The organism is Psychrobacter sp. APC 3279 (genome assembly GCF_030407795.1).
Taxonomy (GTDB): domain Bacteria; phylum Pseudomonadota; class Gammaproteobacteria; order Pseudomonadales; family Moraxellaceae; genus Psychrobacter.
The window spans coordinates 40,056-57,217 of record NZ_JASDCR010000008.1; the positions used below are offsets into that span (position 1 = coordinate 40,056).

Sequence of the window (17,162 nt, forward strand, 5' to 3'; positions counted from 1 at the left end):
AAATGTGAACGATCATAGTCAGCGAGTTATCGTCATAACGTACTTTTAGTGGAGTAATCTTTATGATCCACTAGATATATCGAATAGTGATACAAACGTTAAAGCAGTGCGTGCGCACAAGAAAAAGCGTTAGACGCTTTATGAGAGTAATTGCTATAGGAAGCAATCATTACTGAGGAGAGGGTCAGCTAGGGTGGCGTATTCATCTTTGTGGTGACAGCTTTTATAGAGTTAAGAAGTGATATTTGGCGTCATTTTAACATACATAAAGTAGATCAATAAAAACATCTCCCTTTTGGCGAGGATTCAACCCCTTTATCTATCCCAATTACCGATCTTAAGTAATCACCGTACTCTTTTGTTTGAATAAATTTATAGCCTTTTGGGCTTTACAGAACTCGTTTCTATATTAGAATCACACGAGACATTGAATAGTGTCTCCATATACCCCATCGCTAGGAAACTGACATGATTGTCCGGCAAACACCCAATGCCCTTAAGATATTTTTCACCCTGCGTGGATCAATCATTCCAAAAATCTATCCGCAAATTTTGCTGATTACTATTCTTAGTACGCTTGTCACGATTATTCAGCACTGGCTTCCTGACTCGTTTCCTTATTATGGTATGGCAACGTTTACCTTACTCGGAATTGCCTTATCGTTGTTTCTTGGGTTTCGGAACAATGCCAGTTATCAGCGTTGGTGGGAAGCGCGCGGACTATGGGGTCAGCTAGTATATGACTCTCGTAGCTTAACGCGCCAAGTGCTATCCTTTATAGATGAGGACGGTGCGACTGGTATAGAAGATGACGAGGATAACAATGCAACTGGACGAGATACTCAGCGAACAATGGTATATCTGACCATTGCTTTTGCCCATGCGGTGCGCCACCGATTGCGTGGTACGCCACCTTGGACGGATATCGAGCCTCTTGTTGCAGCAATACATTATGACCGTATGCGCCAAGCGAAAAACGTACCTGATTATATAATGCGCCTGATGGGTAAGCAGCTTGGCGATATTCGGCGTCAAGGACTGGTATCGGAGCAAGTCATACAAAATATGGATGAACGCCTGACCTCTATGACAATTGTACTGGCAGCGTGCGAGCGCATTCATAACACACCACTGCCCTTTGCTTACATGCTGCTGGTACATCGCACGACCTATTTATATTGCATTATGTTGCCCTTCGGGTTGGTGGCATCACTCGGTTGGGCAACCCCGTTGGTTTGTGCGGTGATTGCTTATACCTTTTTTGGTTTGGACGCGCTTAGTGAAGAGTTAGAAGAACCTTTTGGCTTGGCGGCTAATCAGTTACCTTTGACTGCCTTATCACGCACCATCGAGATTAATCTAAGAGAAGCATTGGGAGAGACGGATATTCCGCCTGATATCACTCCTATCAATGGTTATTTGCAATAGCTTCTATTAACAGTTTTAATAAAAGCCACTTAGCTTACTTCAAGATGGAACGGACTAAATACAGACTTCACTTGAATAATCGTCCATAGACCACTATAAACAGTGCATATATTCTCTGCCTAATATAGCCATTCCACTATAAAAGTATGACAGCGTTAACCTCGCTTGAAGTATCACAGTTACATCTACACTCGGTTGCCTTGTACTACTTTTAAATTGAATCGACTATAGCTTGACTGATTTAAGTGCCACTTACGACCATACTGAGCCTGTCTCAGATTTTTGCGTTATGCTTTTGGCATGATTTGAGCAGATGTTTAACTAACTAAATGTCTATAGCAGCGATTTTCGAATGACTTAATGTTAGTTACTTACTTATTTACTACTAATGACTGATTAACTTTTTCCTATTTATCTATATAAGCGAGGCTCATATCATGAGTGATGATTCAAAAGACAACAACGACAACAGCCCAAATAACCCAACCAGCAATCAGCCATCAGTTAAAGTCACTGACCTGACGCCAAATAAAGGCGCATTGGTAGGCAAAAAAACCGATATTCAAAACCCAGAGCTTTGGGAGTTCCCGATGAACTACCCATTAAGCATCATCGGTCATGAAGGTGAGCATGAAAGCTTACTGAATGAGATAAAGCTGATCTTGGGTAGTCAGTTCCCTGATTTTGATCTGGCGTCTATCGAAGTGAAACCGTCTAAAACAGGTCGTTTTCACTCGGCACGGGTCAATTTATACCTAACGGCTGCTGAGCAAGTAAATGCGCTTTATGCCTCACTTGATAATGCAAAAACGGTTCGTATTGTTTTATAAGTCGCATAAAAAACTTTAACGCCTTTTTAGTCCAAATCGTCACTCGCTAGTAATAAGTTATGGGTGGCGATTTTTTGTGGTTTGATGTACAATCTGCGCCCGCATTGTTGCCGCCATGACTCGCAATATCAGTCGACAATAACCGAGAGAATGAAAAGTAAATCTCACGATATTTTTACAAAAATTTTATTATTGACCGCATTTGCGTCTAACCCTTATCCCATCGTCCTTTGCCAAAATTTGGACTGCCTACAACCTTGTAGCAACATAGTTTTATTCTAAAATCAATATAGTATTTTCAAAATTTTCCCGCTATATTGTGCCTACCAATTAACAAACACGCTATATGTAGTACTCAGTGATTTTAACCGTCACTATGAGTAGTGGTAGCTTTTTGTCCAAAAAAACCAGCTAGCACAACCCCACATAATAGCGTTATAAAGAATGTCTGCCGCCCACTCGGCGCGCAGCATCACAATAAGCAATCAAAATAGAGGCCAGCATGACACATATTGACAAAATCCAAGTAACCAAACGTGATGGACGTTTAGAGCCTATTGATTTAGACAAAATTCACAAGGTAATAGCGTGGGCAGCTCACGGCTTGGACAACGTGTCTGTGTCTCAAGTTGAGCTAAAGTCGCACATCCAGTTTTATGAAGGTATCAAGACTCGTGACATTCACGAAACCATCATCAAATCTGCCGCCGACCTAATCTCTGAAACCACGCCTGACTATCAATATCTGGCTGCGCGTTTGGCTATCTTCCACCTACGTAAGATTGCTTATAACAAATTCACCCCGCCGCATCTATATGATCATGTCAAAACTTTGACTGATGCTGGCAAATACGATCAACATATCCTAGCGGACTATAGCCGTGCTGAATTTGATGAGTTAGAAGAATATCTGGATCACTGGCGCGATATGAATCTTGCTTATGCTGCTGTTGAGCAAATGGCTGGTAAATATCTGGTACAGGATCGCGTGAGCAAAACTGTTTATGAGAGCCCGCAGTTCTTGTACATGCTGGTCGGTATGTGTCTGTTTAGCCAATACGACAAAGCTGAGCGCTTAAGCTACGTCAAACGCTTCTATGATGCGACCTCAGAATTCAAAATCTCACTACCGACGCCTATCATGTCAGGTGTACGTACGCCATCGCGCCAGTTTAGCTCGTGCGTACTGATCGAATGTGGTGATAGCCTAGACTCTATCAACGCGACTACTAGCGCCATCGTACGCTATGTATCACAGCGCGCTGGTATCGGCATCAATGCGGGTCGTATCCGTGCCCTTGGTAGCCCGATCCGTGGCGGTGAAGCACAGCATACTGGCTGTATCCCATTCTACAAACTGTTCCAAACAGCGGTGAAATGCTGCTCACAGGGCGGCGTCCGTGGCGGTGCAGCGACTCTATTTTATCCACTATGGCATTTAGAAGTGGAGTCATTACTGGTACTGAAAAACAACCGCGGCGTCGAAGACAACCGTGTCCGTCATATGGACTACGGCGTACAGTTAAACAAAACAATGTACACGCGCCTAATCAAAGGCCAAGACATCTCGCTATTCTCTCCAGGCGATACTCCTGGCTTGTATGATGCGTTCTTTGAAGATCAAGACAAGTTCGAAGAGTTGTATACCAAGTACGAAAATGATCCTAACGTACGTAGCCGCCAAATCCCAGCTGCTGATTTGTTCAGCCTAATGATGCAAGAGCGTGCTAGTACGGGTCGTATCTATATCCAAAACGTCGATCATTGCAACACCCATAGCCCATTTGACGCGACGGTTGCCCCGATTCGCCAGTCAAACCTATGTATGGAAATCGCGCTACCGACTAAGCCACTAGATAACATCAATGATGAAGAAGGGGAAATCGCCCTTTGTACGCTATCAGCGGTCAACTTGGGTAAAGTCGATAACGTCAGCGACATCGAAGAGCCAGCCGAGCTAATCGTCCGTGCGCTTGATGCCCTGCTCGACTATCAAGACTATCCAGTAAAAGCGGCTCAAAACGGCAGTATGCGTCGCCGTACGCTAGGTGTGGGCGTAATCAACTATGCGTACTACTTAGCCAAGAATGGCGCACGCTACTCTGACGACAGCGCGCTTGGTCTGACTCATCAGACGTTTGAAGCATTGCAGTTCTATCTCTTGAAAGCGTCAAACAAATTGGCAAAAGAGCAAGGCGCGTGCCCTGCGTTCAATGAGACCACCTACTCACAAGGCATCTTGCCGATTGATACGTACAAAGCCGACTTGGACAAAATCTGCCAAGAGCCGCTACATCTCGATTGGGAAACGCTACGTGGCGAGATCATTGAGCACGGTCTACGCAACTCTACCCTAACCGCCTTGATGCCGTCTGAGACCTCAAGTCAGATCGCCAACGCGACCAACGGTATCGAGCCACCACGTGGTCTGGTCTCTATCAAAGCGTCCAAAGATGGCATCTTAAAGCAAGTCGTGCCTGAGATTGCTAAACTAAAAGATCAGTACGAGCTACTATGGCAAATGCCAAACAATGACGGTTACCTAAAGCTGGTCGCTATCATGCAGAAGTTCGTCGATCAAAGCATCTCTGCCAATACCAACTACGATCCCGTTCGTTATGCAGGTGGCCGTGTACCGATGAAAATATTGCTAAAAGACTTGCTAAACGCTTATAAAATGGGTGTGAAGACGTTGTACTACCATAACACTCGTGATGGTGCGAACGATGCGCAAGCGGATATGGAAGATGATTGTGCTGGCGGTGCTTGTAAGATTTAGGTTTGCAGGAGAGGCTCTTTAAATAGAATTTCTGATGGATGGCGGGTTTGGCTTTTGGGTTAAGCTCGCTATGCTTCAATATTTAGACTTACTACATGAGACCATATTTCATGATTGACAAAGAACTCCTAACTTCCTACTTCACAACAAACCAAAATACTTATTGGCCTTGTTCAACTTGTTCTAATGGTTATCTAATGATTAATGAGGATACCTTTTCTAGCAAAGAAACTTCTGTTTCTCAAAAAGGACACCCTCTTTATGAATCGGATCATGAATCGGTTCGTTTCGTATATAGTTGCATCTTTAGATGTTCAAACAACAATTGTAATGAACAGTTTGCAAGCTCAGGTCATGGTTGTTTGGAGTGGGATATAGAGGAAGATGAACACGGTAACAAAAAGCAAGTTTATTCACCATGTTTCGAGCCTTATTATTTTTATCCATCATTAAAAATCATCGATATACCTAAAAATGTTCCAGATGATATTACTAATCAACTTAATAAGTCTTTTGAGTTATTTTTTAGCTCTCCTTCTGCTGCAATAAATCATGCACGCTCCGCCTTGGAGCTAATATTGAATCATTTAAGAGTACCAAAGACTACTATAGACAAGAAAAAAAATAAGAGAGTCAAAATAAACTTACACAATAGAATTGATAAACTAGCTAAGGAACATTCTGAAATCAAAGAATTACTCTTCGCAATTAAATGGATTGGCAATGAAGGTAGCCACCCAGAAAAGAGATTAACCAAGAATAATGTCATTGACTTGTATGAAATTTTAGAGCATGTCCTATCTGAATTATTCGAAAAAAAATCCAAAACTATTCTAGCTAAAGCAAAAAAGATCAATAAAGCAAAAGGCATTAAATGAATAATATAACTCAGACTAGCCAAGGTCATAGGATGCGACCAGCGCTACAATGATATAGAAATTTAGCACGTAGGTTGGGTTGACGAAGGAAACCCAACGGTTTGAGTCTTTGTTGGGTCTCGTACCTCGACACCAACCTACTCAAAAGCATAGGAAGCGGATAACAAATTAAGCCCAAACAGAAGAATCGTTAAGGACAAATAAAGATGCCCTAGTAAGGCTTTTTAGCCCCGACTATAGCGGTATCCTGCTGACGACGATGGCGATGCAGTCTGTGACTGAGAGCAGTATCGAGGTAACAGGAATGCGGTTAGACACAATAGACTGCACGCCAGCGGCAAGGCAGATACAAGCGGTAGGCGGGATTGGCTACTAAAATATTTATTTTAACAGAGTAACAAATAAGACCTAATTTTCGTGCTAAAATTATCCCTATATTTAGAGCTTAATTTTAATGGGGAATAGGTCATGCAACCAATATTTGCGACACAAACAGCCAGTATCTCAGAGCTAAAAAACAATCCTTCTGCCTTGATTAAACAGTCGGACGGTGAGTCGATTGCGATTTTGAACCACAACAAACCCGTGGCGTACTTGGTCTCATCAGACGTGTTTGAGCGCATGATGGAAGCGATGGACGATATGGCACTCAGCCAAACCGTAAGCGCACGGATCAATGATGGGCAAACGCCTATCAAGGTCACGTTAGATGACTTATAGTCTTGAGTTTCACCCGTTAGCATTAAAAGAATGGAAAAAAATAGCGCCAAGTATCCAGCAGCAGTTTAAGAAAAAATTACAGCAGCGACTCTCAAATCCTCATGTGCCTGCGTCAAAACTCTCTGGACACACTGATACTTATAAAATTAAATTACGCACCATAGGCTATCGTCTGGTATATACCGTCAAAGATGACGTGGTGGTGGTTTATGTATTGGCAGTTGGTAAAAGAGAAAACAACAAGGTATATGACAGTCTGGCGACGCGTCAGCCATAATCAAAACCTAGACAAAACTAAAACGACGGAGGTCATGTGCAATATACCGCAATCATCAAAGACGGTGGTTTGTTTATCCCAAACGTATTTTCAGACCTAAACGATGGTGGCTCGCATATCGTACAAGTCGAGGTTGATATTGCAGCGGTGCGTCAGCAGTTAAATATGGATGAAGCACCAAAAGCAGCTGTCACCAAAAAGGCTGTGGCAAAAGCAGTCAAAAAACCAGCATCGAGAGCAGCTAAAAAAGACGTAAAAACAACAGCGGAAGAGTCGGATGTGAGTACCCTACGCAAAAGCGCACTTGATGAATTAGAAGCACTTGATGATAGTGAACTGAGCGAGATATTCAAAGCCTATATGAACGATGGCAAAGAGCCCTCACAGATATCACTAGAGAACCTTTAACCCAAAAAGCCATTGACCAAAATTTATAATATAATCATATCCAATTTGTATAATTTCATAACCATATCAATGATAAAGGCAGTCCCATGACTTACTCGATTTTTTCTCAAACGCCAAACAATGCGCTAACAGAGCCGATGTTCTTTGGTCAGCCCGTCAACGTGGCACGCTATGACCAACAAAAGCACCCTATCTTTGAGCAATTGATTGAAAAGCAGCTGTCGTTCTTTTGGCGTCCAGAAGAAGTCGATGTGTCACGCGATCGTATCGACTTTAGCAATCTATCCTCGCACGAGCAGCATATCTTTTTGAGCAACCTCAAGTACCAGACCCTACTCGACTCTATCCAAGGTCGTAGTCCAAACGTAGTGCTACTGCCGCTGGTGTCTATCCCTGAGCTTGAGACATGGATTGAGACATGGTCGTTTAGCGAGACCATTCACTCACGCAGCTATACGCATATCATTCGTAATATCGTCAATGACCCAAATATTATCTTTGATGACATTATGCAAAACGAGCACATCTTAGGCCGTGCCTCTGATATCGCCCAGTACTATGATGAGCTATACCGCAACTCACAGCTATATAGCTTGTACGGTCCAGGTACGCACAACATCAATGGCGAGCAAGTCACGGTTGATTTAAGATCATTGAAGAAACAAATGTACCTATGCATCATGGCAGTCAACGTGCTTGAGGCCATTCGTTTCTATGTATCGTTTGCCTGCTCGTTTGCCTTTGCTGAGCGCAAATTGATGGAAGGCAATGCCAAAATCATCAAGCTCATCGCTCGTGATGAAGCGCTGCATTTGACAGGTACGCAGCACATGTTAAACCTCATGCGTAATGGTCGTGATGATCCTGAGATGGTCGAGATTGCCGCAGAGTGCTATGAAGAAAGTATCGAGATTTTCCGCAAAGCTGCTGAACAAGAAAAAGAATGGGCAGGCTACCTGTTCAAAGATGGCTCGATGATTGGTTTAAACAAAGACATCCTTTGCCAATATATCGAGTACATCACCAATTTACGTATGGAAACTGTCGGCTTGCCAGCTGCGTTCCCGAACTCAAAATCAAACCCAATCCCGTGGATCAACACGTGGTTGTCATCTGACAATGTGCAGGTCGCCCCGCAAGAGACTGAGATTAGCTCGTACTTGGTTGGTCAGATTGACTCTGACTTATCAGACAGTGATTTTGATGACTTTGAATTGTAAGAGCTTTGAGAGATAAAGGCTTGAGCAGTAGAGATTTGAAGCTATAAAACTTCTACCGCTGTAATCGTCTTATGGGTTAATAGTAGGGATAGCAATAGCACAGACATATCCCAATAGGATTAACAATGACTTGGGTAATGACCAGTAAAAAGCAGTTCTATCTACATGATGACGAGAGTCTGCTAGATGGACTGCTACGCACCGGACACGATGTAAACTATCAATGCCGCGAAGGCTATTGTGGTAGTTGCCGAGTCAAACGTATTGCTAGCTCACATACAGTTGATTATCCATTTGACCCATTGGCGATGATTGAAGAAGATGAAATTCTGCCCTGCTGTTGCCGTGTGCAAGGTGTCATTTATATCAATCATGACCCTATTGAAAAGTTATAGCAGGGTTACGTATAAATGAACCTAGCCTTTAAAATTTAGAAAAATCAGCTCCAACAAAAAGCGCGCTCCTTTAGATAAGGAGCGCGCTTTTTTATGCTATTAGCTAAATAAATGTGCTGACTCATATATACATTATGAGTCAGCACCCAGTGGTAACAATAACTACGACTTACTGAGACGCGGCATCTTGTTCAAACAGTTTCATCAGCTCTTCGCGCATACGATCACGCTCTGCCTTTGACATCATTGGCGTTTCTTCATCACCTTGGATGTTTGGCTGCTCCATTCCGCCCATGCTCTCATTTTGTAGTACGACAGGAGGCTCAAGCGGCTCTTGTGCTGGACGCTCTTCTAGCGTGATTTTTACTTGAGCATTTTTACCTTGGCGTAGTATCTGCGCATCCAGTTCAGTATTTGGTGGCTTACGAGCAACATACTGAATCAAAGTATTGGCATCTGTCATCTCGACATCGTCGATGGTTAGGACAATATCACCGACACGTAGACCACTTTTTGCCGCTGGGCTGTTATCAATGACGTTTAGTACTTCTACGCCTGTTGACGTCTCTAACTGTGTTGGGTCACGTAGCTGTGACTGAATCTCGATACCCAACCAGCCACGACTGACACGGCCGTCTTTGATCAAGGCATTCATCACTTGCTCAACCAGTGCCGTCGGAATCGCAAAGCCAATACCCATCGAACCACCAGAGCGCGAGAATATGACGGTGTTGATACCGACTAGCTCGCCATGAGCATCGACCAGTGCACCGCCTGAGTTACCCGGATTGATCGCCGCATCAGTCTGGATAAAGTCTTCAAACTTATTGACACCCAGTCCAGTACGACCAGTCGCTGATATAATCCCCTGCGTCACTGTCTGACCCACGCCAAATGGATTACCAATCGCTAGCGCCAAATCACCCACACGAATCGGATCTTCGCGGAATCCGAGTGGTGTTAGCCCTGTCATATCAACCTTGATCACAGCTAGGTCACTATCAGGATCTGTACCAATGATTCTGGCGCGGCTCTTACGACCATCATTAAACGCGACTGTGATTTCATCGGCCTTTTCGATCACATGGGCATTGGTCACGATATAACCGTCTTCTGATACGATCACACCAGAGCCTAAATTGGTATTGCCCTGTTCTTGTGATGGGCCACCATGATACTCAAAAAACCGGCGCAGTACGGGATCATCCATATAAGGATGCTCGGTCATCGTTTGCGTCGTATAGATATTGACTACAGACTGCGAAGCACGCGCCACCGCATTATGATAAGAAGAAATAGGCGCTGGCGTGTCCGACACTGGCTCTGCTGCTTGCTGCTCCGCAGGCGGGGTTCTCGGCGGCTCCCATGTGGCCTCCGATGTCGATTTCATACTTGTGAACAACCAGATAAACGCCGCCAACACTAGCAGCAATAAGACCCAAGGTAACCATTTTAATAAAGACGCCTTGTTATTGGTGTTCCGGGATGACGACATATAAAACCTCTATAAATTTATTGCAAACAGACAGTGAAAAACGAAGTGAGATAATAGCAACCGCTTAGCTAGTCTTGACCCATTCATAGGATGGTCAAATGCTATACAGCTAGGCAGACTCACGTGTATAAATTATAACCGCAATACCAGTAAATAGTAACGTATCGTGTACCATTTCAGTTATCCAGCTTGTCTGCTTGCTTACAACGGCATGTTAAAATAACTTTTATAAAGCTAGAGAATTGAACATAAAGTCAAAAGATCAAAACCAAACACTCTCAAACATGACAGATAATACATAATTTTTGCTTAGTGAATCCATAGTACCTTACGACATACACTTTATTGATGACAGGAAAACATAATGACTGCAAATCATACGACAGCTGAATCGAACACTCAAAGCATTAGCGCTCAGGCGTTGACACAGTTCTGTGATGACTACTTATCTACCAGTGCATTCAAAGACTATGCGCCAAATGGCCTACAAGTCGATGGTGGACGTCCGATTCAACGTATCGTTACTGGTGTCACGGCTTGTGAAGCCTTGATAGATGCTGCGATCGCTGACAATGCCGATGCGATTATGGTGCATCATGGATACTTCTGGAAAGGTGAACCTGCTACGCTCACTGGGATGAAAGGTCGACGCGTGCGCAAGCTGATGCAACACGGTATTTCTATGATTGGCTATCATTTACCGCTTGATGCACACCCAATCTCTGGCAACAACGCAAAACTTGCTGACATGCTCGGCCTGACGATTACTGGTGCGCTCTATCCTACCGAGTCACATCCTGTAGGCAATATCGCCACTTGCACACCGCAGAGTGCTGACGATCTCATTGCCACCATTACTCAAGCTTTAGGTCGCGCGCCATTACATATTTCAGCTGAGTATCATGCAGACGCCTCTGCTCAGACAAATGGCAGGCTGATCGAACGTGTGGGTATATGTACGGGCGGTGCGCAGGATATGATTGAGCAAGCAGCTACTATGGGCTGTGATGCGTTTATCTCTGGTGAGATATCTGAGCGTACCACGCATAGCGCGCGCGAGCTTGGGATTGACTATTTTGCTTGTGGTCATCATGCAACGGAGCGTGGCGGTATTCAGGCGTTAGGAGAGATAGTCGCTCAAAAATTCGGTCTACCAGTTACTTTTATCGATATCGAAAATCCAGCATAAGGTAGCCACTTAAATTATTAGTTTAAACGGTTGTCATTTATAGAGAAAAATTTGCAGAGAAAAACTTGTAGAGAAAATGATAGCTCAAAAGCCAAACTAGACTTGCTAACAGCTATCGTCACACCATAAGCATAAAGTCTAGTTTGACTACCATTTAAACTTTGTTATTCTATTTTTGATTGTTATGTACCAAATATCTGGAAAATTAACCGTTTATATCTTAATTGTTAAGTTTTATCGCTTTTTTCTTAACTCCACTTGAATAATGCAATTAGTAACCGCATATTACTACCCGTAAGAAAGAACGTTTTGTCATGAAACTTCCCATTATTACAGCTTCCGGTTATGGCACTAAAATAATGCTGGTAGTTGTTTAAGACTTTATCATGCTATATCAGCGATAAGATTTTAAACCGCTACCCATTGAAATACTATGTTTGCACTATGTATGTTAGCGACATGGTATTTTTTTATTTTTCGTGTCGCGATGACGGTTTGACATAGTCAGTTTGATAGACCGCTATAAACTATCAATTCTGGTTATTTTGCTTATCCTCATCGCTGGACAAACAACCTTAGTAGCCAGCTATCCTATTACTAGTAACTTAATATTAGTGATTCAAAGTATAGCCAGCCATCAAAGTTAGCATAGTTAAAACAGATGAATGTATTTGCCTCATTGGCAAATCCTTACATCAGTGTTTCAAGCTATGTCTTTGTCTCAATAACTTAATCATGACCTTACCTATGTTTGATATATAGTTGTTTGGCCACTAGCCATATTTAGTTATCGATGAAGGAATCATCTGATTTATATCCTTCGCGTCGTTGTGCGTTCAGTATTTTAAACCAGTACTTATAAATACTATTTAGAACGTTTTTATGACATATCGATAGCTGGCTGACGACAAACTATCCCACTAACTCTTAGAGAGAGTATGCTAGTGGCGCTATAGTCAAACAAGATAGAGCGGCATTTATCCTATTAAAAATGCCGCTCTATTTAAGATACGATATCGATATATGTCAATATTATGCACATATATTTATACGTGTTTTTACGGTAAGAAGGATGGCTAAAATCAGGAGACATCCATGCAGCGTATTACTTATCGTGTAAAAGTATCTGCGCAAGGGGCCAAACGCCGTATTTCTTATTTACTGCGTCCATCTAAACGCCTACTAAACACCAAAAGTAACATCGTTTCATCCGTTACCCCTATTGCGTCTAATCGTTTTGCCAGAACCAAGAAGCTGGCACAAATCTCTAGCATCGCTATGCTCTCTCTACCTGCTGAGAGCCTGACGACCATGAATACATCGGTACCAGCCTATGACAATGTCATGCTGGAAAACACTTTGACCATTGCTGCGGTACCAGGCGATAGCACTTACTTTGCTACCGATGGCTTCCAACATGGTTTTGGGTTTGATCTGGTGCGCACTTATGCCGACGAGCTCGGTGTCGATATCAATCTAAAAGCCTATGCCAGTGAAGAAGCAGCGCTAAAAGCACTAAGAACTGGCAACGCTGACATGGCGTTGACTACGGCTAGCACCAAGCTAAAAAGCCAGCTGAACCTATCGTCTATCAATGTCAGCTGTGGTTATGACTCTAGTCTGACTAAGAATGGTCTACATCCTAAGGTAAGTTGGACGTTTAGCTCATCCAATGACCCACTATCAAGAAAGGCCAGTTACTTTTTGTGCGATAGCGTCAAGCTAAAAAACACACAGAAACTTGCTGCATTCTACAATCAAAACTTGCTTAAAGATGCCTATAGTCAGGATCATTTCCAGAGAACCTTAACGGAAAAATTACCGGACTATCAGTCTTCGTTTGAAGAGCAAGCACGTAATTATAATCACGATTGGGAACTATTGGTCGCGATGGGTTATCAAGAATCGCATCTTGATGCCAATGCTGTGTCGCCGACTGGCGTACGCGGGTTAATGATGCTGACCAACAACACTGCAAAAGCGATGGGCGTCTCAGACCGTGTTGATCCTTACCAAAGTATTGGTGGCGGTGCGCGCTATCTAGAGCAAGTGAAAGCAGACTTCTCTGACGTGCCCAAAACTGACCGTATCTGGTTTGCCCTTGCAGGTTATAACATGGGTCCCAATGCGGTAAAAAGAATCCAACGCGAACTACGAGCTCAAGGTATCGATGATAAGAGCTGGGCGAACGTCTATGCTTATTTAGCAGATAATAGAGCATCGAATAGCCGCTACGGGCAAGCGATGCATTATGTCAGTAATATCCGAAGCTATCTTGAGACTATTAAAACTCAGATGGTCTAATTCGTAGCTATTACTAGACGGTTCGCAAGCTAATTTTTTACAGTAATTTATTCTTATTAAATAAAAAAGCTGCTCTTATAAAGAGCAGCTTTTTTGTGCGATACGATTCATAGTTAATATTAATGACGTCTTATTTAAACGGTATCCATTAATATCTTATTCGTTAACGATTAGGTACAGTCAGACGCTGACCACGCTGCAACATAGTATCAGCGGCAATATTGTTCATATCAGCCAGCTCTTGAGTTGAGACACCATATTTACGTGCTAGACCAATCAGGCTATCGCCCGAACCAACCGTATAGCTTACTGTCGCTTTTGGTACTTTAAGCGTTTGGCCGCGTTGTAGCTGTGCATTAGTCGCTAGATCATTGGTCGCTGCCAAATCCTCTACCGATATGCCAAACTGACGTGCTAGAGCAATTAGGCCATCGCCAGATTTAACTTTGTAGCTTTCAGTGTTACCTAATTTCGTACCACTGCTTACTGAGCTATTACTGCTGCTACTAGCAGAGCTGCTGCTTTGGCTGCTACTAGATGCACTTGCCACACTGCCGCTAGCAGGGATGGTAATAGTACGGCCCAGTATCAGATTCGAGTTGGTATTCAAGTTATTCGCTGATGCCAAATCGCTTAAGCCAATGTTGTAACGTTTAGCAACACCCGTTAGCGTATCACCTGATTTTACTTTGTAGCTGACCGCTTTGTCATTTAACTGACGATCGACCAATTCTTTAGAAGCAGGTACTTTAATCGTTTGACCACGTTGCAGGCGAGCCTTTGCATCAAAATTGCTGTTTACTGCAGCAATTTCTGTTGCACTAACTCCGATGCTGTTTGCAATGCCAATCAGCGTATCACCTGATTTTACTTTGTAATTGGTGGTCGCGACCGAGCTTGAGCTGTTACTACTACTATTGCTTGCAGTATCAAAATCAACACTGGCTGGAACTTTAAGCGTCTGACCAACATATAGCGAACTTGTGCTGTTGATGCCGTTGAGTCTGGCTAAAGTATCTGTCGACACGTTGAATTGACGTGCCAATGCAATTAATCCGTCCCCTGCTTTCACTTTATAGTTTTTGGTCGCGGTGCTTGATTTACTCGGCTTAGTAGAAGGCGCGGCAGGTGTTGTCGCAGGCGCAGTCACTTTACCCGGTATAAGCCATAATTTTTGACCTCTGAGCAGATCAGCACGGCTGCTCAAGTTGTTGTAGCTGGCTAGCTGAGTAACCGATAATCCAAAACGATTGGCCGTACCGATAAGCGTATCACCACCTTGTACAATATAACTGTCAGGCTGACTAGCGGCGGCGTTATTAGCAGTGCTTAATGGCTCGATGGTCTTAGCATTATATAAATATAACGTGCTGCCAGATAGCAGATTGGCACTAGCATCTATCTGGTTCCATTCTGCGATATCACGCCAGCTAACCCCTGCTCGACTCGCAATGTTCGAAAGCGTATCACCACGTTTTACCGTATAAGTGGTACGCGTGCCCTGTGGTTTTGGCTTACTTACTGAAGTTTTGGCAAAGCTAAGTTTCTTCTCTGCACCACTCGCTTCTAAGATAGACTGCTGCGTCTGTACGGCTGATAGATTAATATTGCCATCCGCATTGATGACATTGGTCTCAGATGTGTTTCTACGGATTTGATTGGCAATAAAATCACGCTCTTCTTTGCTAAGCGGTGGCTCTTGGACAATCGTATTGTTCTGAGTAATCTGAGCTGAGGTAGTTGGTAGACTGTTACTACTCTTAAGTTCAGCATTGATCTTGTTAGTCTCTGCAGTGGTCAGTGGTGGCTCAGTACGAGCTGAGGAATTGCCACTGTATACCGAGCTGCTAGTTGGTGACGCAGACGGTGAGATATAGCTGGTAGTCTGCTGAGGTACACTTGCGCTAGCTGCATAATCGGCCAATGCACTACCAGTAGATGGCAGTGATGAGGCAGTATATGGTTTGTTATTATAGCTTGGCGTGGTCGCTGTCGTACTTGAGCTACCTGCGTTGCTTGAGGCGAGCACATTGCCTGTACCGTTACCTCTGAGCCCACTTAATTTGGCATCGGCATTGAGACTGACGTCGTTAGGAATGATGACACGCTGCGGACCTGAAGAGTCAACGCGGCCTGATGTCAGTGCAGTGTTTAGGCGCTCTAACTCATCATAGCTAACGCCAGTTAACTGTGATACTTCTGCCAAACTCACACCGTAGTTAACAGGTACACTACGGAAATGCTGGCGGTTAGCGATAGCTGGTAGATACACACCATACTGCTCAGGCTTGGCAACGATTTCAGCTACGGCTAAGAAACGCGGCACATAGTTCATCGTTTCAGTCGGCAGTTGAAGTGACCAATAGTCTGTTGGTAGTCCGCGCGCTGCGTTGGCATCGATTGCTTTCTGTACACGGCCAGGTCCAGCGTTATAAGCAGCCAATGCTAGCTCCCAACTACCGAATTGGTTGTGCAATGCTGTCAAAAAGTCATAGGCAGCACGTGTCGACTCAATAACATCACGGCGACCATCATAAGTGCTACTTTGGTTCAAACCATAGATACGGCCTGTACTTGGAATAAACTGCCATAAGCCCGCAGCTGCTGCACTACTCGTACCACTTGGATCGTAAGAGCTCTCGATAACTGGCAACAAGGCAAGCTCTGTTGGGATATTGCGACGCTCTGCCTCACGTACCGTATGATAGATATAACGACTGGCACGTGCAGTTAGACGATTGAGGTAATCCTGTCTACTGGTAAACCAGCTTTTCTGACCTTCAATACGCTGATTATAGATTGGCTTACCACCATTCATGCGGTAGCCTGCACGTAGACGATTCCACAAATCACCATATTGCTGAATAGCAAGCTGGTTGCCTTCTACCATGGTCATATCAGTGGCTTCTAACAGGTCAGCCAATTCATCCAAGCTCTCTGCGTCCAAAAACGCAGTTGAATAGTCTGCACTACCTGTATTAGCCCCTTGACTGGCAGGACTTTTGGTGATGACAGATGAGCTATTGGTCGCACCTTTGTTTTTTACCGCTGATGTATTGCTACACGCACTAATCAGTAAAGTGGATACCGCAAGCGTCAATGGCAACGCAATAAATGAGCGAGAATGTGATAGCACAGTAGACATGATATTGGAGGTTTCCTAACGACAGAAATTAATAAGATAAAGTTGATGGATAGTATAGTATGCAATGTAAAGCAAAGACTAGCCTAATATAAAA

Annotated in this window: 13 protein-coding genes; 11 read left to right on the forward strand and 2 right to left on the reverse strand. The window is 43.6% G+C overall.

Annotated features, from left to right (window positions below; translation table 11 throughout):
- The first annotated feature begins 468 nt into the window (after positions 1-468).
- The 9 genes from QL898_RS05610 (at position 469) to yfaE (ending at position 8,935) form a co-directional block, all read left to right on the forward strand.
- Positions 469-1,428, forward strand: a complete 960-nt coding sequence (locus tag QL898_RS05610; protein ID WP_290176112.1) for a bestrophin family ion channel — start codon at positions 469-471, stop codon at positions 1,426-1,428.
- 518 nt (positions 1,429-1,946) lie between these two features.
- Entirely contained in the window at positions 1,947-2,258 is a 312-nt protein-coding gene (locus QL898_RS05615; RefSeq protein WP_356638619.1) for a DUF493 domain-containing protein, read from the forward strand.
- A 502-nt stretch (positions 2,259-2,760) separates the two neighbouring features.
- Positions 2,761-5,037, forward strand: a complete 2,277-nt coding sequence (gene nrdA / locus QL898_RS05620; RefSeq protein WP_290176114.1) for a class 1a ribonucleoside-diphosphate reductase subunit alpha — start codon at positions 2,761-2,763, stop codon at positions 5,035-5,037.
- A gap of 110 nt (positions 5,038-5,147) precedes the next feature.
- On the forward strand, positions 5,148-5,915 hold the full coding sequence (locus QL898_RS05625; RefSeq protein WP_290176115.1) for a DUF4145 domain-containing protein: 768 nt from the start codon (positions 5,148-5,150) through the stop codon (positions 5,913-5,915).
- Positions 5,916-6,383: 468 nt separating this feature from the next.
- Positions 6,384-6,635 (forward strand): type II toxin-antitoxin system Phd/YefM family antitoxin, encoded by a 252-nt coding sequence (locus tag QL898_RS05630; protein ID WP_290176116.1) that lies wholly within the window; start codon positions 6,384-6,386, stop codon positions 6,633-6,635.
- Positions 6,625-6,912 carry a type II toxin-antitoxin system mRNA interferase toxin, RelE/StbE family gene (locus QL898_RS05635; protein WP_071001399.1) on the forward strand — a complete coding sequence of 96 codons (288 nt, stop codon included), beginning with the start codon at positions 6,625-6,627 and terminating at the stop codon, positions 6,910-6,912. Before QL898_RS05630 ends, QL898_RS05635 begins: the two co-directional genes overlap by 11 nt.
- A 36-nt stretch (positions 6,913-6,948) precedes the next feature.
- Positions 6,949-7,320, forward strand: coding sequence for a hypothetical protein (locus QL898_RS05640; protein WP_290176117.1), 372 nt, complete (start codon positions 6,949-6,951; stop codon positions 7,318-7,320).
- 86 nt (positions 7,321-7,406) lie between these two features.
- Positions 7,407-8,540, forward strand: coding sequence for a class Ia ribonucleoside-diphosphate reductase subunit beta (gene nrdB / locus QL898_RS05645; protein ID WP_290176118.1), 1,134 nt, complete (start codon positions 7,407-7,409; stop codon positions 8,538-8,540).
- Between the two features lie 125 nt (positions 8,541-8,665).
- The gene (gene yfaE, locus QL898_RS05650) at positions 8,666-8,935 is read left to right on the forward strand and encodes a class I ribonucleotide reductase maintenance protein YfaE (protein WP_057759542.1); all 270 of its coding nucleotides are present in this window, start codon (positions 8,666-8,668) and stop codon (positions 8,933-8,935) included.
- Positions 8,936-9,104: 169 nt separating this feature from the next.
- Here the strand turns inward: yfaE and QL898_RS05655 are convergent, their stop codons facing one another.
- The gene (locus tag QL898_RS05655) at positions 9,105-10,430 is read right to left on the reverse strand and encodes a trypsin-like peptidase domain-containing protein (RefSeq protein ID WP_290176119.1); all 1,326 of its coding nucleotides are present in this window, start codon (positions 10,428-10,430) and stop codon (positions 9,105-9,107) included.
- Between the two features lie 364 nt (positions 10,431-10,794).
- On the opposite strand from QL898_RS05655, the gene QL898_RS05660 reads away from it, so the two are divergent.
- Entirely contained in the window at positions 10,795-11,619 is an 825-nt protein-coding gene (locus QL898_RS05660) for a Nif3-like dinuclear metal center hexameric protein (protein WP_290176120.1), read from the forward strand.
- A gap of 1,095 nt (positions 11,620-12,714) precedes the next feature.
- On the forward strand, positions 12,715-13,923 hold the full coding sequence (locus QL898_RS05665; RefSeq protein WP_290176122.1) for a transglycosylase SLT domain-containing protein: 1,209 nt from the start codon (positions 12,715-12,717) through the stop codon (positions 13,921-13,923).
- Between the two features lie 163 nt (positions 13,924-14,086).
- Here QL898_RS05665 and QL898_RS05670 read toward each other — a convergent pair whose 3' ends face one another.
- On the reverse strand, positions 14,087-17,068 hold the full coding sequence (locus QL898_RS05670) for a LysM peptidoglycan-binding domain-containing protein (RefSeq protein ID WP_290176123.1): 2,982 nt from the start codon (positions 17,066-17,068) through the stop codon (positions 14,087-14,089).
- Positions 17,069-17,162 lie beyond the last annotated feature (94 nt).

What these genes read in the sequence shown, in the direction of transcription:
- QL898_RS05655 (WP_290176119.1), bottom strand. Translation starts at nt 10,430, where the DNA reads ATGTCGTCATCCCGGAACACCAATAACAAGGCGTCTTTATTAAAATGG.
- QL898_RS05610 (WP_290176112.1), top strand. Translation starts at nt 469, where the DNA reads ATGATTGTCCGGCAAACACCCAATGCCCTTAAGATATTTTTCACCCTG.
- QL898_RS05665 (WP_290176122.1), top strand. Translation starts at nt 12,715, where the DNA reads ATGCAGCGTATTACTTATCGTGTAAAAGTATCTGCGCAAGGGGCCAAA.
- QL898_RS05635 (WP_071001399.1), top strand. Translation starts at nt 6,625, where the DNA reads ATGACTTATAGTCTTGAGTTTCACCCGTTAGCATTAAAAGAATGGAAA.
- nrdB (WP_290176118.1), top strand. Translation starts at nt 7,407, where the DNA reads ATGACTTACTCGATTTTTTCTCAAACGCCAAACAATGCGCTAACAGAG.
- yfaE (WP_057759542.1), top strand. Translation starts at nt 8,666, where the DNA reads ATGACTTGGGTAATGACCAGTAAAAAGCAGTTCTATCTACATGATGAC.
- nrdA (WP_290176114.1), top strand. Translation starts at nt 2,761, where the DNA reads ATGACACATATTGACAAAATCCAAGTAACCAAACGTGATGGACGTTTA.
- QL898_RS05660 (WP_290176120.1), top strand. Translation starts at nt 10,795, where the DNA reads ATGACTGCAAATCATACGACAGCTGAATCGAACACTCAAAGCATTAGC.
- QL898_RS05625 (WP_290176115.1), top strand. Translation starts at nt 5,148, where the DNA reads ATGATTGACAAAGAACTCCTAACTTCCTACTTCACAACAAACCAAAAT.
- QL898_RS05670 (WP_290176123.1), bottom strand. Translation starts at nt 17,068, where the DNA reads ATGTCTACTGTGCTATCACATTCTCGCTCATTTATTGCGTTGCCATTG.
- QL898_RS05630 (WP_290176116.1), top strand. Translation starts at nt 6,384, where the DNA reads ATGCAACCAATATTTGCGACACAAACAGCCAGTATCTCAGAGCTAAAA.